We start from the raw sequence: 18,586 nt of genomic DNA on the forward strand, positions 1-18,586 counted from the left end.
CGGGCACCCGCCGCCCGGGACCACACGATGACAGGAGACCTCGTGGGGACCGTAACGATCGGCGTGTCGATCGCGGTCCCGGAGCCCCACGGCAGCCTGCTCCAGGAGCGGCGCGCGGGCTTCGGCGACGCCGCGGCTCACGGCATCCCCACGCACGTCACCCTGCTGCCGCCGACCGAGGTCGAGGCGGCGGCGCTGCCGGCCGTCGAGGCGCACCTGAGCGAGGTCGCCGCGGCCGGCCGGCCGTTCCGGATGCGGCTGTCGGGCACCGGCACCTTCCGGCCGCTGTCCCCGGTCGTGTACGTGCGCGTCGCCGAGGGCGCGGACGCCTGCACCCGGCTCCAGCAGCAGGTCCGCGACACCTCCGGGCCGGTGGCCCGCGAGCTGCAGTTCCCGTACCACCCGCACGTCACCGTGGCGCACGGCATCGAGGACGCGGCGATGGACCGCGCCTTCGCGGAACTCGCCGACTACGAGGCCCTGTGGTCCTGCACCGGGTTCGCCCTGTACGAGCAGGGCCCCGACGGGGTGTGGCGCAAGCTGCGCGACTACGCCTTCGGCGGCGGCCCGGTCGTCCCGCCGCAGGCGTCCGCCCCGCTGGAACAGGGCACCCTGCCGGCCCACTGAGCCCCGGGCGGCCCGCCCCGGCCGCCTACACGGGCAGCCGGCGGAACAGCCCGCGCGGCACGTGCCGCAGCGCCGACATCACCACCCGGAGCACCCCGGGCACCCACACCGTCTCCGACCGCCGCCGCAGCCCCAGCTCGATCGCCGTGGCGACCGCCTCGGGGGTGGTGGCCAGCGGCGCCTCGGGCAGCCCGGCCGTCATCCGGGTGCGCACGAAGCCGGGGCGCACGACCATCACGTGCACGCCGGTGCCCTGGAGGGCGTCGCCGAGGCCCTGCGCGAACGCGTCGAGACCGGCCTTGCTGGAGCCGTAGATGAAGTTGGCGCGCCGGGCACGTTCCCCCGCGACCGAGGAGAGCACCACCAGCGAGCCGTGGCCCTGGGTCTGCAGGGCGCGGGCGGCGACCAGACCGGCGGAGACCGCCCCGATGTAGTTGGTGCGGGCGACCCGCACGGCGGCCGACGGGTCGCGCTCGTCGTGGGCCTGGTCGCCGAGGACGCCGAAGGCCAGCAGCACCAGGTCGATGTCGCCCTCGGCGAACACCTTGCCCAGGGCCTCCTCGTGGGTGTCGGGGTCCAGCGCGTCGAAGGCCACGGTGCGCACGTCCGCGCCGTGCGCCCGCAGGTCCTGGACGGCCTCGTCCAGGGCGGGGGAGGGGCGGCCGGCGAGCCACACGGTGCGGGTGCGGCGCGCGATCAGCCGGCGGGCCGTGGCCAGCGCGATCTCGGACGTGCCGCCGAGGACCAGCAGGGACTGGGGAAGACCGAAGGCGTCCTTCACGACAGCAGCTCCTAAGGGGCGTGGGGGGACTACGTGAGCGGATCCGGAGGGCGTCTAGAGCGACAGCCGGCGGGCGAGGTCGGAGACGAACACGCCGCGCGGGTCCAGCTCGGCGCGCAGGGCGCGGAAGTCGTCCAGCCGGGGGTACATGGCGGCGAGCAGCTCCGGGCGCAGCCGGGAGTCCTTGGCGAGGTAGACGCGCCCGCCGGCCGCGGCGACCTGCTCGTCCAGCTCGTCGAGGAAGGCGCCGAGGCCCGGCAGCGCGGCCGGCACGTCCAGGGCGAGGGTCCAGCCGGGGCGCGGGAAGGACAGCCAGCCGGGGTCGGCGTCGCCGAACCGCTTGAGGACGGCGAGGAAGGACGGGCAGCGCCGGGCGGCGATGCGGTCCACGATCCGGCGCAGGGCGTCCTCCTGGCCGTACTCGACGACGAACTGGTACTGCACGAAGCCGCCGCGGCCGTAGATCCGGTTCCAGTGCGGGACGCCGTCGAGGGGGTGGAAGAACGCGGCGATGCTCTGCAGCTGGCCGCGGCGCAGCCGGGGGGCCCTGCGGTACCAGAGCTCGTTGAAGGCGCCGACGCTGCGGCGGGTGAGCAGGCCGCCGGGCAGGTGCCGGGGGGCCGCGGGGAGGCGGGCGGGGCGGAAGGCCAGCGGGTCGCGCCGGGCGCGGGAGCCGGCCGGCAGCGCGTCCAGGGGGGCGTGGTCGCCGCGGGTGAGGACCGCCCGGCCGGTGGCGGCGCCGCGCGCGAGCAGGTCGATCCAGGCGACCGAGTAGCGGTACCGGTCGTCGCCGGCGGTCAGCCGGGCCATCAGGTCGTCGAGGTCCGTGGCGCGTTCGGTGTCCACGCTCATCAGGGACGTCTGCACCGGCTGCAGTTGCAGGGTCGCGGTGAGGATGACCCCGGTCAGGCCCATGCCGCCGGCCGTGGCGTCGAACAGGTCGGTGCCGGGGCGCACGGACTGCACGGTGCCGTCGGCGGTGAGCAGCTCCATCGCCAGCACGTGGCGGGAGAAGGAGCCGGAGCCGTGGTGGTTCTTGCCGTGGATGTCCGCGCCGATCGCGCCGCCGACCGTGACGTAACGGGTGCCGGGGGTCACCGGCACGAACCAGCCGAGCGGCAGCAGGACCTCCATCAGCCGGTGCAGGGAGACCCCGGCGCCGCACAGCACGGTGCCGCCGTCGGCGTCGACCGCGTGCACGCGGTCCAGGCCGGTCATGTCGAACACGGCACCGCCCGCGTTCTGCGCGGCGTCGCCGTACGCCCGTCCCAGCCCCCGCGGGATGCCGCCGCGCGCCCCGCACGTGCGGACGGCGGCCACGGCCTCCTCGTACGTCCTCGGGCGGATCAGACGGGCGACGGAGGGGGCGGTGCGGCCCCACCCGGTGACGGAAGCGGTCTCGGCAGGCATGTCGGTGACCGTATCGCCGACCTCCGGGCGATCAGCCGGGAAACATACCGCTCTACCCGAAATGGGTGATTAATGGTATGTCGCCCGATATTGCCAGAGGTCCGGCGCCGCGGGCGTGAACAGTGAGTCGACATGGACCAGATGGAGAAGAGACACGGAATCGACCACCGGCTCCTTTCCGCGCTGCGCGCCCGCGGCGCCGACCCGCGCGTCGCGGGCGCCGCGCGCGCCCTGTCCTGGGCCGGGGAACACGGGGCGCTGTGGCTCGCGGCGGGCCTCACCGGGGCCGCCGTGGACCGCGACCGGCGCGGCGCCTGGCTGCGCGCGACCGCGCTCACCGCCGGGGCGCACGCCGCCAGCATGGGGGTGAAGCGTCTCGTGCGCCGCCCCCGCCCGGCCCACGTCGACCCCCTGGTGCGCACTGCCGGCCGGCACTCGTTCCCCAGCTCCCACGCCACCTCCTCGGCCGCCGCCGCCGTCGCCTTCACCGCGCTGGGCGTCGGCGCCGCCCGCGCCGTCCCGCCGCTCGCCGCCGCAGTGTGCCTGTCCCGCCTGGTCGTCGGCGTCCACTACCCGTCCGACGTGGCCGCCGGCGCCGCCCTCGGCGCCCTCACCGCGCGCCTGGGAGCACGCTGGATGCGCGCCGGCCTGCCCGGCTCGCCGGCCGGCACCCACGGCGTGCGAGGAGGAGCGCATGACTGAGGCGGCCCCCCTCGCCGACACCGCACGCCCGGCGGGCACCCTCCTCGAACAGCGCACCCGGCGCCCGAGGCCCACGCCCCCGAGCCGCCGCCCCGGCACCCTCCTCGGCGGCCTGCTGCGGACCACCCGCCCCAAGCAGTGGGTCAAGAACGTCCTGGTGGCCGCCGCCCCGGCCGCCGCCGGACAGCTGTTCTCCTGGACCGCGGCCGGCCGACTGGCCCTGGTCTTCGCCCTGTTCACGGCCTGCGCCGCCGCCGTCTACCTGATCAACGACGCCCGCGACGCCGACGCCGACCGCGCCCACCCCACCAAGCGCCACCGCCCGGTCGCCGCCGGCCAGGTGCCCGTCCCGGTCGCCTACGGCGTCGGCGGCGCCCTCGCCGTCCTCGCCCCGGCGCTCGCCGTCTGGCTCACCGCCCCCGCCGTCGCCGCGCTGCTGACCGCCTACCTCGGCATGCAACTGGCGTACTGCGTCAGCCTCAAGCACGTGCTGGTCGTCGACCTCGCGGTGGTCACCACCGGGTTCCTGATGCGGGCGATGATCGGCGGACTCGCGCTCGGCATCCCGCTGTCCCGCTGGTTCCTGATCACCACCGGCTTCGGCGCGCTGTTCATGGTGTCCGCCAAGCGCTACTCCGAAGCCGTGCAGATGGCCGGCACGGCCGGCGCCACCCGCGCGCTGCTGTCCGAGTACACCACCGGCTACCTCCGCTTCGTCTGGCAGCTCGCCGCCGGCGTCGCCGTCCTCGCCTACTGCCTGTGGGCGCTGGAGGAGGGCGGCGTCCCGCACACCGGCGTGCTGCCCTGGCGCCAGCTGTCCATGGTCCCCTTCATCCTCGCCGTGCTGCGCTACGCCGTCTTCGCCGACCGCGGCACCGCCGGCGAACCCGAGGAGGTCGTCCTCGGCGACCGCGCCCTCGCCCTGATCGGCCTGGCCTGGCTCGCCATGTACGGGCTGGCGGTGGCCGACTGGTGACCTCGCACGCCGGACCGGTGCGCGGCCGGGAACTGGCCGGGTTCGCCGCCGTGGGCCTGCTCGCCTACGCCGCCGACCTCGCCGTCTTCACCGGCCTGCGCGGACCGGCCGGCGTCGACCCGCTCACCGCGAAGGCCCTGTCGTTCCTCGCCGGCTGCGCGGTGGCCTACGCCGGCAACGCGCTCGGCACCTACCGCCACCGGTCCGCCCGCACCCTGCGCTCGGGCGCCGCCTTCCTCGCGGTGAACGCGGCGGGCGCCCTGGTGCAGTTCCTCTGCCTCCTCGTCAGCCACTACGGCCTCGGCCTCACCTCCCAGCGGGCGGACACGCTTTCCTGGGCCGGGGTCGGCATGGTCCTGGCCACGGCCCTGCGCTTCTGGGGCACCCGCACATGGGTGTTCCGCGGGGACGAGGGCAGAGTCGGACCATGGACTGGCTGAAGAAGCTCCCCGGCGTCGGGCCGTACATCGCCCGGCTGATGACCACCCACGCGTGGCGGTCGTACGAGCGGCTGGACCGGGTGAAGTGGACGCGGCTCGCCGCGGCCATGACCTTCATCAGCTTCGTCTCGCTCTTCCCGCTGCTCACGGTGGTCGCCGCGATCGCCGCGGCCACCCTCGGCGAGGACCGGCAGAAGACCCTGGAGAGCAAGATCGCCGATCAGGTCCCGGGCATCTCCGAGCAGTTGAACATCGGCTCGCTCGTGCAGAACGCGGGCACCGTCGGGCTCATCGCCGGTGCCGTGCTGCTGTTCACCGGCATCAACTGGGTCGGCCAGGTGCGCGACTGCCTGCGCGCCGTGTGGGAGCTGCCCGACAGCGAGCAGAACCCCCTGCTGCTCAAGGCCAAGGACGCGGGCGTCCTGCTGGGCCTCGGCGGCGCCGTCCTGCTCACCTTCGCCGCGTCCGCCGTCGCCTCGGCCGCCATCGGCTGGACGTCACGCCAGCTCGGCCTCGACGAGCACGGCTGGGGCACCGTCCTGCTGCGGGTGCTGGCCTTCGCCGTCGCCGTCCTCGCCGACTTCCTGGTCCTGCTGTACGCCCTCACCCTGCTGCCCGGAGTCGAGCCCTCGCGCCACCGGCTCTTCGTCGCCGCGCTCGTCGGCGCGGTCGGCTTCGAACTGCTCAAGCTGCTGCTCAGCAGCTACATGCAGGGTGTCGCCACGAAGAGCATGTACGGCGCGTTCGGCGTGCCGGTCGCCCTGCTGCTGTGGATCAACTTCACGGCGAAGCTGGTCCTGTACTGCGCCGCGTGGACGGCGACCGGCAGCAAGGCGGAGGAGGGCATCACCGTCGGCGGCGCACCAGGTCCGGCAGCGGCCAGCGACGGTTGACGAGGAACGCGCCCCCGCCCAGCAGCAGCATCAGGCCCGCGGCGATCGCCATCGCCGTGCCCACCCCGGTCGCGTGGCCCGAACCCGTGGCGGCCGCGACCGGGCTGCCGGAGGGGTTAGCCGAAGCGCCCGCCCCGCCGGAGGCGCCCGACCCGCCGCCCGCCTGGCCGGACTCGCCCCCCGAGTCGCCGGCGCCGGGCTGCGCACTGGCCCCCGCGCCGCCGCGGGGCCGGACCAGCTCGCCCACCGGGGTCACCTTGCCGGCTGCCTGGAAGCCCCAGTCGAGCAGCGCCGCCGACTCCTTGTAGACCTCGTTGTGGTCCGGCTTCTCCGGGTTCATCACGGTGACCAGCAGCACCCGCCCGCCCCGCTCGGCGACACCCGTGAAGGTGGCGCCCGCGTTGGTGGTGTTGCCGTTCTTCACGCCCGCGATGCCCGGGTACTGGGAGATGTCGTAGTCGCCCGCGAGCAGCCGGTTGGTGTTCTGGATCTCGAAGGACGAGCGGGCCGACTTGCCCTTCTTCGTCGTGGTCGCGCCCGGGAACTTCGCCCGGACGGTCGAGCAGTACTCCCGGAAGTCCTTCTTCTGCAGCCCCGAGCGGGCGAACAGCGTCAGGTCGTACGCCGAGGAGACCTGGCCGGGCGCGTCGTAGCCGTCGGGGGTGATCACGTGCGTGTCGAGGGCCTGGAGCTCCTCGGCGTGCGCGTTCATCTCCTGCACGGTGGCGGGGACACCGCCGTTCATGGCCGACAGCACGTGCACCGCGTCGTTGCCGGAGCGCAGGAACACCCCGAGCCACAGGTCGTGGACGGTGTACGTCTCGCCCTCCTTTATGCCGACCATGCTCGAGCCCGAACCGACGCCCGCCAGGTCCTGCACGGTCACCTGGTGGGTCTGCGTCCGGGGGAAGCGGGGCAGCACGGTGTCCGCGAACAGCATCTTCAGCGTGCTCGCCGGGGGCAGCCGCCAGTGCGCGTTGTGCGCGGCCAGCACCTGGCCCGACTCGGCGTCCGCGACGATCCACGAGCGTGCGGTGAGGTCCTTCGGCAGCACGGGGGCGCCGCCCGCGAGCTGCACCTGGGTGCCGGGCTGCCCGAGGCGCGCCCCGCCGACGGTTGACATGGCCGCCGGGGGAGTGGCGGACGGACGGGCCGAGGGACTGGCGGAGGGGCCGGGCGTCGGTGTCGGCGCGGCGACGGCGGCGGGCGCGGCGAGCGCCAGGGACGAGGCGAGGGACACGAGGGTGGCGGAGGTGACCAGCAGGGACCGCCTGCCGGCCGGCATCTTCGGTGCGGGCACGAGGCAGAACGTACCGGGCGCGCGACGGGAAGTCCCGCCGCCCTCCCCACCCCGGTCCCGGAACCGGCCACGGGACGGCGATACTGAACCCATGAAGCTCAGCCGCCCCCTCTCCTGGTTCCTGCTCGCCTTCGGGGTGTGGAGCTGGGTCATCTGGGTCACTTTCGTCAAGAACCTGGTCAAGGACAGCAGCGGGCAGGCCTTCGACGACGGGCAGCCGACCGCGTTCTTCTGGGTGCACCTGACGCTGGCCGTCGTCTCCTTCGTACTGGGGACGGTCATCGGGGGCATCGGGTTGCGCGGCCTGCGCGCACTGCGTCGGACGTCATAGGGCACGGGGACACGACGCATGGTGATCGTCTACGTGCTGCTCGCCCTGGCGGTCCTGGCCGTGCTGGTCGCGGCCAACTGGTACCTGTGGCGGCGCCTGTTCCGGGACACGACCACCGGTCCCGGCCGCGCGCGCCGCACCGGAGTGGTCGTGATCGCGGGTGGCTGGATCCTGGCGGTCGGCGCCCTGGTGGCCGAGCGCGCCGGCGCCCCGTTCCTGCTCCAGCGGGTCCTGGCCTGGCCGGGGTTCCTGTGGCTGGCCCTGTCGGTCTACCTGCTGCTCGCGGTCCTGGCCGGCGAGGTGGTGCGCCCGCTGCTGCGGCGCGTCCTGGAACGCCGGGCCCCGCGGCCGGCCGCGCCGGCGCCGTCCCCCGCCCCGGCCGCGCCCCCGGCCGAGCCCGCGCCCCCGGCCGAGCCCGCCGCGCCCGCGCAGCCCGGCCCCTCCCGCCGGCTCCTGGTCTCCCGGGTCGTCGCCGGTGCCGCGGCCGCCGCGGCCGTGGGGACCGTCGGGTACGGCACCTACGGCGTCCTGCGCGGCCCGCGGGTGAAGCGGGTCACCGTGCCGCTGGCCAAGCTGCCGCGCGCGGCGCACGGGTACCGCATCGCGGTGGTCAGCGACATCCACCTGGGCCCGATCCTGGGCCGCGGCTTCGCGCAGACGGTCGTCGACACGGTCAACTCCACCCGGCCCGACCTGATCGCGGTGGTCGGCGACCTGGTCGACGGCAGCGTGAAGGACCTCGGCCCGGCCGCCGCGCCCCTCGCGCAGCTGGAGGCACGGCACGGCAGCTGGTTCGTCACCGGCAACCACGAGTACTTCTCCGGCGCCGAGCAGTGGGTCGCGGAGGTACGGCGGCTCGGTCTGCGCCCGCTGGAGAACGCCCGCGCGGAACTGCCCTGGTTCGACCTGGCCGGCGTCAACGACGTGACCGGCGAGCGCGAGGGCCACGGCCCCGACTACGCCAAGGCCCTCGACGACCGCGACACCGCCCGCGCCTGCGTGCTGCTCGCCCACCAGCCCGTCCAGATCCACGAGGCCGTGCGGCACGGCGTCGACCTCCAGCTCTCCGGCCACACCCACGGCGGCCAGCTCTGGCCGGGCAACTTCATCGCCGCCGCCGCGAACCCGACGCTGGCCGGCCTGGACCGCTACGGCGACACCCAGCTCTATGTCTCCCGCGGCGCGGGCGCCTGGGGGCCGCCGACCCGGGTCGGGGCGCCCTCGGACATCACGGTGATCGAACTGGCGTCGACCCGCGCCTGACCGGCCCCTGGACCCGCGGCCCCGGACCCGCGTCCCGTGGGCGGTTCGTGCATGCGTGTGCCCGCTGACGGGCAGTCACCCCACGGGCGCGTTGTGACGGGGGCTCGTACGGGGTGAGGAGCCGATGTGCTGAGACGCCACTCCTTCCGGCTGCCCCGGCACCCGGCGTCCGTCGCGCTCGCCCGCCGCGGGGTGCGTGACCACCTGGCCGCCTGGGGGCACGGCCCCGACGACCCGGCGCTCGCCAACGCGGTCCTGCTGGTGTCCGAGCTGGCCACCAACGTCGTACGCCACGGGCCGCGCAGCGAGCGGGAGTTCGAGGTGGCGGTCACCGCCCTCGCCGACGGCTCCTGCCTCGTCGAGGTGTCCGACGGGGGCCTGCGCGAACCCCGCCCGCGGCGGGTCGGCGCGGCCGCCGAGCACGGCCGCGGACTGCACCTGGTGGAACACCTCGCCGCCGCGTGGGGCGTGTGGACCCGCGGCCACGACGGCAAGACGGTCTGGGCCCTGGTCCACGCCGACCCGCCCCGCTGACCCGGAAGGCATGCCCTAGTCGCACTCCTCGCGCCGGGCCGGCAGGTCCACCGTGACGGTCAGCCCCTCGCCCGGTGCCGTGCGCACCGACACCTCGCCGCCGTGGGCGTGCACCACGCCCTGCACGATCGCCAGCCCCAGGCCGCTGCCCGCGCCGCCGCCCGCGCGGAAGAAGCGGTCGAAGACCCGCGCCGCGTCGTCCTCGGCCAGCCCCGGCCCCTCGTCCCGCACCCACAGCCGTACGACGCCCTCCGCGCCCCCGACCCGCTCCGCGCCGAGCTCCACCGGCACGTCCGCGGGCGTGTGCGTGCGGACGTTGGCGACGAGGTTGCCGAGCACCTGGCGCAGCCCCGACTCGTCCGCGCGCACCCGCACCGGCGCGGCGGCGTCCACGGTGAGCGGCCGCCGCGGCTGCTGCGCCCGCAGGTCCTCGGCCGCGTCCCGCACCAGCCGGCCCACGTCGACGTCCCGCAGCCGCAGTTCGGGCCGCTGGTCCAGCCGGGCCAGGGTGAGCAGCTCGTCCACGAGCCGGCCCATGCGGTCCACCTCGCCGTTCATCCGGTCCCAGGCCCGGCGCCGCTCCTGCGCCTCGCGCAGCATCCCCTGGTCGTACAACTGGAGGTAGCCGCGGATCGCGGACAGCGGGGTGCGCAGCTCGTGCGAGGCGTCCGCGACGAACCGGCGCAGCTGGGCCGCGCTGTGCTCGCGGGTGCGGTACGCCGACTCCACCTGGTGCAGCATCGAGTTGAGCGCGAGGCGCAGCTGTTCCACCTCCCGGGTGGAGTGGTGCCGCGACGGCACGCGCCGGGTCAGGTCGCCCTCGGCGATGGCCGAGGAGGTCTCCACCATGTCCTCCAGCGGCCGCATCCGCCGCCGCACGCTGAACAGCGTCAGGCACGCCAGCAGCGCCAGCAGCAGTGTGCCCACGGCCAGGTCCAGCTTGAGGGCCTTGCCGATGCCCTTGTGCAGCCCGTCGGTGGAGGTGGCCAGCAGGACGTACGTGCCGTCGGCGAGACGGGCCGCGGTGGCGCGGTAGGCGGCGCCGTGCACGGCGACGGAGCGCGGGTCGGGGTCGGAGGTGAGGGCGGCCGGGTCGCCGAAGGCGGCGGCCAGGTCCCGCTGGGCGGGGGTCGGGGCGACGCCGAACAGGGTCTGCGTGCGGCCCCGCGCGTCCACCGCGGTGAAGATCGAGTCGGGGGTCGCCCGCTTGTCGAACTGCCCGGGCGCCAGCCGGTCCCGGACGAACGACAGCACGGTCAGCGAGTCGATCTGACGTATCGTCAGCCGGGTGCTCGCGAGCGACGTGCGGGTCTTGGTCAGCCCGGAGTCGACTTGGTCCAGCAGGTAGTACCGCATGCCCATCAGGCTGACCGCCGTGGTGGCCACGATGCCGAGGGCGAGCAGCGCCACGTTGGCGAGCGTGAGCTGCACCCGCAGCGAGTGGATCGCGCGCCGCGCCCGGGGCGCCTTCTCCGGCAGCCGGGGGCGCCTCATGCCAGCCCGTACCCGACCCCGCGCCGGGTCGTGATCATCGGCGGGCCCAGCGCGGCGAGTTTGCGCCGCAGGTAGCTGATGTACGTCTCCACCACCGTGGACTCCGGCGGGGTGTGCTCGTACTGCCAGACGTGGCGCAGCAGTTGCTCCTTGGGCACGATGTGCCCGGCGTTGCGCACCAGGAAGCGCAGCAGCGCGTACTCGGTGGGCGTCAGCTCGACGGTGCGGCCCGCGCGGTGGACGCTGTACGTCGTCTCGTCCAGCTCCAGGTCGCCGTGGCGCAGCGGGGCGTGCCGGGGGAGGACGTCGGCCGGGCGGGTGCGGCGGACGACCGCGCCGATCCGGGCCACGACCACGTCGATGTCGAACGGCTTGGTGATGTAGTCGTCGCCGAAGCCGAGCGCGCCGACGATCTCCGCGGGCGCGTCCCGCGCGGTGAGGAACACCAGCCCCAGCTGCGGCTGTTCGCTGCGCAGCCGCCGGCCGAGCTCGCGGCCGTCGCCGTCCGGCAGCATCACGTCCAGCAGGGCCACGTCCGGCCGGGTGCGCTCGGCGAGCGCCAGCGCCGCGCGGACCGTGGCCGCGGTCATCACCTCGAAGCGGTGGAAGCGCAGGGCGATGGCGAGGACGTCCGCGATGCTCGGCTCGTCCTCCACCACCAGTACCGTCCCGGGGGCCGTCGTCATGCCCCCAGTATCGGGCGGTCCGCCGGTGCCCGGGCGGCCCGTTGCTTTGGAGTTCCTTGAGAGTCGCCGCGGACGACGGCCTCGCGCGCGCACGGGCACCCATGCTGGTGCCAGGACCCGGGGGAACCGACCGAAGAAGGAGTTTGAGCGTGGCGGCATTGGCGCGGTGGTGCCATCGGCACCGGCTGGTGGTCCTGTTGCTGTGGGTGGGGGCGCTGTTCGGCCTGGGGTTCTCGGCCTCGACGGCCGGCACGGACTACGCGAACGTCTTCTCCCTCCCGAACACGGACTCCAAGAAGGCGTACGACCTGATGGAGAAGGCGTTCCCGGCCCGGGCCGGCGACACCGACACCGTCGTGTGGAAGGTCGACGAGGGCTCGGTGCGCGACGCGGACGTGCGCGCCCGCATCCAGCCCGCGCTCGAGGAGATCGCCGGGATGAAGGGCGTCGGGGACGTCGCCGGCCCGTACACCGGGGCGCAGGGCGCGGCGCAGGTCAGCCGGGACGGGCGGATCGCGTACGCGCAGGTCACCTTCACGCAGCGGGCCAACGAGGTGCCCAAGGAGCTCGTGCAGGACGTCGTCGACACCGCACAGGGGGCCGAACGGGACGGGCTGCGCGTCGAGTTGGGCGGCCAGGCCATCCAGCGCGTGCAGGAGCCCCCGACGGGCCTCGCCGAGATGGTCGGCCTGGTAGCGGCGGCCGTCGTGCTCTTCCTCGCCTTCGGCTCCGTGTTCGCGATGCTGCTGCCGATCGCGGTGGCGGTCTTCGGCGTGGGCATGGGCCTGTTCGGCACCCAACTGCTCAGCCACAGCACCGACATCCCCGACCTCGCCCCGCTGCTCGCCTCGCTGATCGGCCTCGGCGTCGGCATCGACTACGCGCTGTTCATCGTCACCCGGCACCGGCGCGGCATCCTGCGCGGCCTCGACCCGGAGGAGTCGGTGGTCACCGCGATGAACACCTCCGGGCGGGCGGTGCTGTTCGCGGGCGGCACGGTGTGCATCGCGCTCGCCGGGATGCTGGTGACGAACCTGCGCTTCCTGGACGGCGTGGTCATCGGCACGTCCCTCACCGTGGTGCTGAGCGTCCTCGCGGCGACGACCCTGCTGCCGGCCCTGCTGGGCTTCCTGGGCCCGCGGGTCCTCAGCCGCCGGCAGCGGCGCCGGCTCGCGGAGGCCGGGCCCGAGCCGGAGCGCACGAGCGGCCTCGCGGCCCGCTGGTCGTCGGGCGTGCAGCGGCGGCCCCGTACGGTCGCGGCGCTCGCGCTGGTCGTCATGGCGGTGCTGGCGCTGCCGGTGCTGTCGCTGCGCCTCGGCGCCACCGACCAGGGCAACGACGACACCACCACGACCACCCGCCAGGCGTACGACCTGCTCGCCGAGGGCTTCGGGCCGGGCTTCAACGGCCCCCTCCAGGTCGTGGCCGACGGCGGCGACACGGCGGCGCTGGTCAAGGGCATCCAGGGCACCGAGGGCGTGGCCCGGGTGGCGGCGCTGCCGCCCGCCGGCGGTGTGACGGTGGTCCAGGTGGTCCCGACGACGTCCCCGCAGTCCGAGGAGACCGACGAGCTGATCGACACCCTGCGCGACGAGGTGATCCCGCGGGCCGGGGCGTCGGCGCACGTGGGCGGGGTGACGGCGGTGTCCAAGGACTTCGCGACGGTCACCGGAGACCGGCTGCCGCTGTTCGTCGCGACGATCATCGGGCTGGGCTTCCTGCTGCTCCTGGTGGCGTTCCGCTCGCTGGTGGTGCCGCTGACGGCGGCGGTGATGAACCTGATCGCGGCGGCGGCCTCGTTCGGCGTGCTGGTCGCGGTCTTCCAGTGGGGCTGGGGCCTGGACCTGCTGTCCCTCGGCAGGGCGGGCCCGATCAACGCGTTCCTCCCGGTCATCATGCTGTCCCTGCTCTTCGGCCTGTCGATGGACTACCAGGTGTTCCTGGTGAGCCGGATGCACGAGGAGTGGGTGCACACCCGGGACAACGCGCGGGCGGTGCGGGTCGGCCTCGCGGAGACCAGCCGGGTCATCAACTCGGCGGCGCTGATCATGGTGTGCGTCTTCCTCGCCTTCGTCCTCAGCGGCGACTCGGGCGCGGCGATGGCGGGCGTGGGTCTCGCGGCGGCGGTGGCGCTGGACGCGTTCATCCTGCGCACGGCGCTGGTCCCGGCGGCGATGCACCTGCTCGGCACGTCCAACTGGTGGCTGCCGGCCTGGCTCGACCGGCACCTGCCCCACCTGGCGGTGGAACCGGCGGAGGACCCGGCCCCGGAGGCCGCCCCCGACGCCGACGGCCCCTCCTCCGCGGTCCACGGCTTCGTCCGCGACGCCTCGGGCGCCCCGGTCGACGGCGCGGCGGTGACCCTGCTGTCCAAGGGCGGCCGCCAACTGGACCGCGTCACCACCCTGGCCGACGGCTCCTACATCCTCACGGTCCCCGCCCCCGGCACCTACCTCCTGGCCACGACGTCCCCCACCCACGACTCGAACGCCCGCCACATCGCGGTGCCCGACACCCCCCTGACCCACGACGTGGAACTGACGGGGGGCGGGGTGGACGCGGTCAACTAGCCGATCGCCGGCCGGCCGTGACGATGCCCTCCACGTCCAGGGCGACCTCGGCCCCGATGACGTCCGGCAGGGTGACGGTCTCCCCGGGGGCGTGCACGCGGTGGTTCGCGTACGCGCCCCCGTCGGGCTCGGTGAGCACGTGCAGCCGCTGGTGCTTGCGGTCGACGACGACGTAGACCGGGACCTTCGCCTCGGCGTAGGCGGCGGCCTTGGTCTTGAGGTCGTCCTTCCAGTTGCGGGAGGTGACCTCGACGACGAGCCGGAAGCAGAGGGGGTCGTAGGCGTTGCGCTCGACGTGATGATCGTCGTAGTCGGCGTCCAATAGCGCGAGATCCGGGATCGCGTAGTCCTCCGCGCCGCTGGGCAGCCAGATGCCGACGTTCTGGATCACCACGGTCTCCCCTCCGTGCAGCCCGGCGGCGAGGAAGGGAATCATCAGGTCGGTCAGCACATGGCCGTGTCGGGCATCCGGTGAAGGGGTCACGAGGAGATGTCCTCCGATGATCTCGACGCGGTAGCCCGGATGGCGCTCCATGACCTCGTCGGCGATGGCCGTGAGGGAGAACGGCTCGTCGGCGTCGAAAGGCTGCTCGACGGATGCGGCGGACATCGCGTGCCTCCTAGGGGCTGGTGTCGAGAGCATCATGGTAGGCAGGCGCGAGCCCGCACGTCCGGACGGACGCCGTTCACCCGTAAGTGATCACTTCCGGTCCCCGCGTCCCTTCCCCGGGTCCGGCAGTGCCCGTGTCATGCCCGGCAGGAAGTCCGTGAAGAGTTCGTGGACCTCGTGGACCAGGGGGCGCAGGAGGCGGAAGCGGGCGAGGGAGACGCCGCGGGCCGTGAGGCGGGCCCCGCGTTCGGCGAGGCGGTAGCTGCGCTCGCGGTCCTGCGTGCGGTCGAAGATCCAGTACAGGACGAGGCCCATCTGGGAGAGCCACATCAGCTCGGGCAGCACGTCCCGAAGTTCCTCGGGGACCTTGGTCCGCGTCGCCCCCGCCAGCACCTCGCGGTGCACGGAGATGGCCTCCTCGCGGGCGTGCTCGCTCTCCGGGGAGAACGGGCTGAGGGGGCTGTCCGGGTCGGCGGCGTTCTTGAAGAACTGCACGGCGAACTGGTGGTACGGCGTCGCCACGTCCAGCCACACCCGCAGCACGCCCGCCAGCCGGGCCTCCAGGTCGGTCTCCCGGTCCAGGACCGCGCGGACCGCCTGCCGGTGCTCGGCGGCGAGGCGGTCGTAGAAGCCCTGGATCAGGTGTTCCTTGCCCGCGAAGTAGTAGTACGCGTTGCCGACCGAGACGCCGGCCTCCTGGGCGATGGCCCGCATCGTCGTCTTGTCGTACCCGCGCTCCTGGAACAGCCGCATCGCGGTCTCCAGGATCAGCGCGCGGGTCTGCTCGGACTTGCTGGGGACGGGGGCCGGCTCCTCGGGGCCGGCGCCCTGGTTCTTCGCGGACACGGACAGAGCCTAACGAGTGGCGCAGGTCCCACCGGCACAGCCGTCGCCGCCCGGCCGGTACGTCCAGCCGGCGGCGGGGTCGTACACCCACCCGTCGGCCCGCCGGTAGCCCTGCCCACCCCACGGCCGGTCCTGCGCCTGCGGCGGCCCGTACGGGGTCGGCCAGGCCGGCGCCCGCCCGCGGTGGGCCCCGCGCCACTTGGCCGCCGCCAGCGCCGCCCCCCGGGCGAGCCGCAGCCCCGAGGGGGTGCTCAGCCGGTGGGCCAGGGCCCGGTGCCGGCGCAGCGCCCACAGGGTGACGACCCAGGCGGCGGCGTCCCGGTAGACCTGACCGGCGTCGTCCACGACGGTGATCTCGTCGAGGGTGGCGGCATGGTCGAGCCCCGGGAGCAGCCGCCGGGCCTGCTCCGACCCGGCCGGGACCAGGGCGAGCGGCACGAGCTGCGGCTGCCGTACGAGCCAGTCGCGCAGGAAGGCGCACGGCGGGCAGTCGGCGTCGTAGAGGACGGTCAGGCCGCGCACCGGGACGCGGGCCGCCTCGGCCGGCACCGGGATCACGCGCCCGGCGTGGCAGCGACGCGGCCCTGCGGCCGCACCGGCGGCACCTGCTCCCGCTCCAGCAGCCCGCGCCGCCGGATCCGGTTGAGCACGTACACGTTGCCCAGGTGCATCACCCCGAGCACCAGCAGCACGACCCCGAGCTTGGTCGACAGGGCCTCGAAGACGCCGCGGGCGTCGTCGATGGTGTCGTCGCCGCTCAGGTACAGCGCGACGAAGCCGAGGTTGACGAGGTAGAAGCCCACCACCAGGAGGTGGTTCACGGCGTCCGCGAGCTTCTCGTCGCCGTGCAGCACGTCGGCGAGGAAGACCCGGCCGTTGCGGCTGAGGGTCCGGGCCACCCAGACGGTCAGCGCGATGCTGACGACCAGGTAGATGACGTAGGCGATGACGGTGCGGTCCATGCCCCACCCCTTCTTGAACGCGTTCAAAAAACGCTGACGGGGGTGACTGTAGACCTGTTTTTGAACACGTTCAAGACGGGGGTGGCCGGAGGGAGCCGGCGGTCCGGGGTCAGTCGCGGCGGCCCAGCTCCGGGCGCTTGGTGTAGTCCGTGAAGCCGAGGACGTTGCCCCAGGGGTCGGTCACCTCGACCGTCCAGCCCGTGGCCACCGCGAACGGCTCGTCCAGCGGGGGGATCCCGGCCGCCGCGAGCCTGCGCGCCGCCTCCCGCGCGTCCGGCACCTCCAGCCACACCCGCGGGGACGGCCAGGGCGGCGGCCGGTGTCCCAGTCCGTCCTCCCGGCGCAGCAGGACGCCGGGGGTCTCGCCCCCGACCTTCAGCAGGGCGATCCCGCCCTCGTCGAAGCGGAAGCCGACCACGAACCCGGCCCGCTCGTAGAACCCCACGGCCTCGCCGAGGTCCCCGACGGGCAGCAGGACGTTGTCGAATCCGAGCAGCTCGTACGACTGGTCATCTGACATACCGTCAGAATAGGTGCGGACCGCCCGCGAACCCGTGAGGGGCGCGCCCCGCCCCGCACGGCCGCCGCCCCGGGCCCGGACCCGGCTTCTCAGCGGGCCGCTCCCTCCTGCAAGATGACCTGAACTCACTTCACTGCCGGAGCCGACAGCTCCGTCCATGTGCCAACGGGGAGACACCGCCGTGACCGAACAGCCGCAGCAGCCGCAGCAGCCGCCCCAGCCGGGGTACGGCTACCCGAACGCCGGCCAGGGCCCGTACGGGGCGGGCCAGGCCGGCCCCTACGGCTCCCCGCAGCAGGGCTACGGCCAGCAGGCGTACGGCCAGCCGGGCTACGGGCAGCAGGGCTACACCCAGGGCGGCTACCAGCAGCCCGGATACGGCTACCCCCAGGGCGGCGCCGTCCCGCCCGGCTCCTACACCGGCGACCCGAACGCCCCGTACGGCTACGACCCCTACGGGCGCCCCTACTCCGACAAGTCGAAGATCGTCGCGGGCATCCTCCAGCTGTTCCTGGGCACCTTCGGCGTCGGCCGGTTCTACATCGGCAACGTCGGCCTCGGCCTCGCCCAGCTGTTCACCTGCGGCGGCTTCGGCATCTGGGCCCTGATCGACGGCATCATCCTGCTGACCAGCAGCAACACCACCGACGCCCAGGGACGGGTCCTGCGTGGCTGAGGCGGCACCCCCGCCGGCACCCCCGTCGGTGCCCCCGCCGGCCCGCCCCTCGGCGCGCGCGCTGCTGCGGCACCCGGCGGCGGGCCCCCTCGCGGTGCTCGCCGCCGGCGCTGCGGGCAGCGCCTACGTGTACGTCACCGACCCGCACGAGCCCGGCCACTTCCTGCCGCGCTGCCCCTTCCGCCTGGTCACCGGGCTGCTCTGCCCGGCCTGCGGCGGCACGCGCATGGCGTACGACCTGATGCACGGTCACCTCACCGAGGCTTGGCTCGACAACCGCGCCCTGCTGCTGGCCGCGCCCTTCGCGCTGGCGATGCTCGGCCGCTGGATGACGGAGGGCCTGCGCGGCCGCCGCTGGCAGCCCCGCGTCGGCCCCCGCGGCCAGCTGCTGATCCTCGCCCTCGCCGTCACCTGGACCGTCGTCCGCAACCTGGCCTGACGCCCGCAGGACTGACGGCAACTCACCCTCATACCCGTCAGGGGCCGGATCAGGCCGGAACTTGACGAAGATTTGATCACGGAACAGGAACGATCACCCCGAGGCCCTCCCCGCGGTCTCGTCCCGCTCTCTAGGCTCACCGCTTACGGGGGGTGGGCCGAGCCATGGGTCCGTGCGCCCTCCGTTCCGGAGCCGTCCCGCTCCGGACTCTCGCAGCACGTCATCCAGGAGCAGTGCACATGACCGTCCCCACCCCTGACGCCCCCTTCGGCTTCGACCCGCAGGGCCGTCCCTACTCCGACAAGTCGAAGATCGTCGCGGGCCTCCTGCAGATCTTCCTCGGCGGGCTCGGCATCGGCCGGTTCTACGTCGGTTCCGTCGGCGTCGGTGTCGCGCAGCTGCTCACCTGCGGTGGCCTGGGCATCTGGTCCCTGATCGACGGCATCCTGTTCCTGACGAGCAACGACCGCACCGACAAGCAGGGCCGCGTCCTGCGCGGCTGACGCCACCGGCGCACCGACGGCGA

General features: G+C 74.2%; 22 protein-coding genes. 12 read left to right on the plus strand and 10 right to left on the minus strand.

What is annotated here, in order from left to right; all coding sequences use genetic code 11:
• Nucleotides 1-42 precede the first annotated feature (42 nt).
• Nucleotides 43-627 (plus strand): 2'-5' RNA ligase family protein, encoded by a 585-nt coding sequence (locus E4U91_RS21295; protein ID WP_137308310.1) that lies wholly within the window; start codon nt 43-45, stop codon nt 625-627.
• 25 nt (nt 628-652) lie between these two features.
• On the opposite strand, the gene E4U91_RS21300 is transcribed toward E4U91_RS21295, so the two are convergent.
• Both E4U91_RS21300 and E4U91_RS21305 read right to left on the minus strand, forming a co-directional pair.
• Complete coding sequence (locus E4U91_RS21300) at nt 653-1,408, minus strand: decaprenylphospho-beta-D-erythro-pentofuranosid-2-ulose 2-reductase (RefSeq protein WP_137308311.1); 756 nt, start codon at nt 1,406-1,408, stop codon at nt 653-655.
• A 54-nt stretch (nt 1,409-1,462) separates the two neighbouring features.
• Nucleotides 1,463-2,818 carry a decaprenylphosphoryl-beta-D-ribose oxidase gene (locus E4U91_RS21305; protein WP_137308312.1) on the minus strand — a complete coding sequence of 452 codons (1,356 nt, stop codon included), beginning with the start codon at nt 2,816-2,818 and terminating at the stop codon, nt 1,463-1,465.
• Nucleotides 2,819-2,950: 132 nt separating this feature from the next.
• On the opposite strand from E4U91_RS21305, the gene E4U91_RS21310 reads away from it, so the two are divergent.
• Genes E4U91_RS21310 through E4U91_RS21325 form a run of 4 tightly spaced genes read left to right on the plus strand, consistent with a single transcriptional unit; the run spans nt 2,951 to nt 5,829 of the window.
• The gene (locus E4U91_RS21310; protein ID WP_168218142.1) at nt 2,951-3,520 is read left to right on the plus strand and encodes a phosphatase PAP2 family protein; all 570 of its coding nucleotides are present in this window, start codon (nt 2,951-2,953) and stop codon (nt 3,518-3,520) included.
• Entirely contained in the window at nt 3,513-4,496 is a 984-nt protein-coding gene (locus tag E4U91_RS21315; RefSeq protein ID WP_137308313.1) for a decaprenyl-phosphate phosphoribosyltransferase, read from the plus strand. The genes E4U91_RS21310 and E4U91_RS21315 overlap by 8 nt, the downstream gene beginning before the upstream one ends.
• Nucleotides 4,490-4,936, plus strand: a complete 447-nt coding sequence (locus tag E4U91_RS21320) for a GtrA family protein (protein ID WP_388118353.1) — start codon at nt 4,490-4,492, stop codon at nt 4,934-4,936. Before E4U91_RS21315 ends, E4U91_RS21320 begins: the two co-directional genes overlap by 7 nt.
• Nucleotides 4,924-5,829 (plus strand): YihY/virulence factor BrkB family protein, encoded by a 906-nt coding sequence (locus tag E4U91_RS21325; RefSeq protein ID WP_137308314.1) that lies wholly within the window; start codon nt 4,924-4,926, stop codon nt 5,827-5,829. Before E4U91_RS21320 ends, E4U91_RS21325 begins: the two co-directional genes overlap by 13 nt.
• Here E4U91_RS21325 and E4U91_RS21330 read toward each other — a convergent pair.
• Nucleotides 5,783-7,129 carry a D-alanyl-D-alanine carboxypeptidase family protein gene (locus E4U91_RS21330; RefSeq protein ID WP_323179201.1) on the minus strand — a complete coding sequence of 449 codons (1,347 nt, stop codon included), beginning with the start codon at nt 7,127-7,129 and terminating at the stop codon, nt 5,783-5,785. The genes E4U91_RS21325 and E4U91_RS21330 overlap by 47 nt on opposite strands.
• A 91-nt stretch (nt 7,130-7,220) precedes the next feature.
• On the opposite strand from E4U91_RS21330, the gene E4U91_RS39050 reads away from it, so the two are divergent.
• The 3 genes from E4U91_RS39050 (at nt 7,221) to E4U91_RS21340 (ending at nt 9,257) form a co-directional block, all read left to right on the plus strand.
• Nucleotides 7,221-7,460: an SCO4848 family membrane protein gene (locus E4U91_RS39050; RefSeq protein ID WP_067240058.1), complete on the plus strand. Its 240-nt coding sequence runs from the start codon at nt 7,221-7,223 to the stop codon at nt 7,458-7,460.
• A gap of 18 nt (nt 7,461-7,478) precedes the next feature.
• Nucleotides 7,479-8,723: a metallophosphoesterase gene (locus E4U91_RS21335; RefSeq protein WP_137308315.1), complete on the plus strand. Its 1,245-nt coding sequence runs from the start codon at nt 7,479-7,481 to the stop codon at nt 8,721-8,723.
• A 126-nt stretch (nt 8,724-8,849) separates the two neighbouring features.
• The gene (locus E4U91_RS21340; protein WP_137308316.1) at nt 8,850-9,257 is read left to right on the plus strand and encodes an ATP-binding protein; all 408 of its coding nucleotides are present in this window, start codon (nt 8,850-8,852) and stop codon (nt 9,255-9,257) included.
• 15 nt (nt 9,258-9,272) lie between these two features.
• Here the strand turns inward: E4U91_RS21340 and E4U91_RS21345 are convergent, their stop codons facing one another.
• Both E4U91_RS21345 and E4U91_RS21350 read right to left on the minus strand, forming a co-directional pair.
• Entirely contained in the window at nt 9,273-10,751 is a 1,479-nt protein-coding gene (locus E4U91_RS21345) for a sensor histidine kinase (protein ID WP_137308317.1), read from the minus strand.
• On the minus strand, nt 10,748-11,437 hold the full coding sequence (locus tag E4U91_RS21350) for a response regulator transcription factor (RefSeq protein WP_137308318.1): 690 nt from the start codon (nt 11,435-11,437) through the stop codon (nt 10,748-10,750). The genes E4U91_RS21345 and E4U91_RS21350 overlap by 4 nt, the downstream gene beginning before the upstream one ends.
• Nucleotides 11,438-11,595: 158 nt before the next feature.
• Here E4U91_RS21350 and E4U91_RS21355 point away from each other — a divergent pair, with 158 nt between their 5' ends.
• Nucleotides 11,596-14,007: an MMPL family transporter gene (locus tag E4U91_RS21355; protein ID WP_137310936.1), complete on the plus strand. Its 2,412-nt coding sequence runs from the start codon at nt 11,596-11,598 to the stop codon at nt 14,005-14,007.
• On the opposite strand, the gene E4U91_RS21360 is transcribed toward E4U91_RS21355, so the two are convergent.
• From E4U91_RS21360 to E4U91_RS21380, 5 genes are all read right to left on the minus strand, one after another.
• Nucleotides 14,000-14,617 (minus strand): Uma2 family endonuclease, encoded by a 618-nt coding sequence (locus E4U91_RS21360; RefSeq protein WP_137308319.1) that lies wholly within the window; start codon nt 14,615-14,617, stop codon nt 14,000-14,002. The two genes, E4U91_RS21355 and E4U91_RS21360, sit on opposite strands and share 8 nt — an antisense overlap.
• 90 nt (nt 14,618-14,707) lie before the next feature.
• On the minus strand, nt 14,708-15,463 hold the full coding sequence (locus E4U91_RS21365) for a TetR family transcriptional regulator (protein ID WP_137308320.1): 756 nt from the start codon (nt 15,461-15,463) through the stop codon (nt 14,708-14,710).
• 9 nt (nt 15,464-15,472) lie between these two features.
• The gene (locus E4U91_RS21370) at nt 15,473-16,021 is read right to left on the minus strand and encodes a thiol-disulfide oxidoreductase DCC family protein (RefSeq protein WP_397907627.1); all 549 of its coding nucleotides are present in this window, start codon (nt 16,019-16,021) and stop codon (nt 15,473-15,475) included.
• Nucleotides 16,018-16,425 carry a hypothetical protein gene (locus tag E4U91_RS21375; RefSeq protein WP_137308321.1) on the minus strand — a complete coding sequence of 136 codons (408 nt, stop codon included), beginning with the start codon at nt 16,423-16,425 and terminating at the stop codon, nt 16,018-16,020. The genes E4U91_RS21370 and E4U91_RS21375 overlap by 4 nt, the downstream gene beginning before the upstream one ends.
• A 109-nt stretch (nt 16,426-16,534) precedes the next feature.
• Entirely contained in the window at nt 16,535-16,945 is a 411-nt protein-coding gene (locus tag E4U91_RS21380) for a VOC family protein (RefSeq protein ID WP_137308322.1), read from the minus strand.
• Between the two features lie 181 nt (nt 16,946-17,126).
• Between E4U91_RS21380 and E4U91_RS21385 the strand changes: the two genes are divergently transcribed.
• The 3 genes from E4U91_RS21385 to E4U91_RS21395 all read left to right on the plus strand — a co-directional run bounded on the left by E4U91_RS21385 (nt 17,127) and on the right by E4U91_RS21395 (nt 18,563).
• Complete coding sequence (locus E4U91_RS21385) at nt 17,127-17,621, plus strand: TM2 domain-containing protein (RefSeq protein WP_137308323.1); 495 nt, start codon at nt 17,127-17,129, stop codon at nt 17,619-17,621.
• A gap of 28 nt (nt 17,622-17,649) precedes the next feature.
• Nucleotides 17,650-18,060: a DUF2752 domain-containing protein gene (locus E4U91_RS21390; RefSeq protein ID WP_241678869.1), complete on the plus strand. Its 411-nt coding sequence runs from the start codon at nt 17,650-17,652 to the stop codon at nt 18,058-18,060.
• 239 nt (nt 18,061-18,299) lie between these two features.
• Nucleotides 18,300-18,563, plus strand: a complete 264-nt coding sequence (locus E4U91_RS21395) for a TM2 domain-containing protein (RefSeq protein ID WP_067240044.1) — start codon at nt 18,300-18,302, stop codon at nt 18,561-18,563.
• Nucleotides 18,564-18,586 lie beyond the last annotated feature (23 nt).

The organism is Streptomyces lasalocidi (assembly GCF_005280215.1).
GTDB lineage: Bacteria > Actinomycetota > Actinomycetes > Streptomycetales > Streptomycetaceae > Streptomyces > Streptomyces longwoodensis.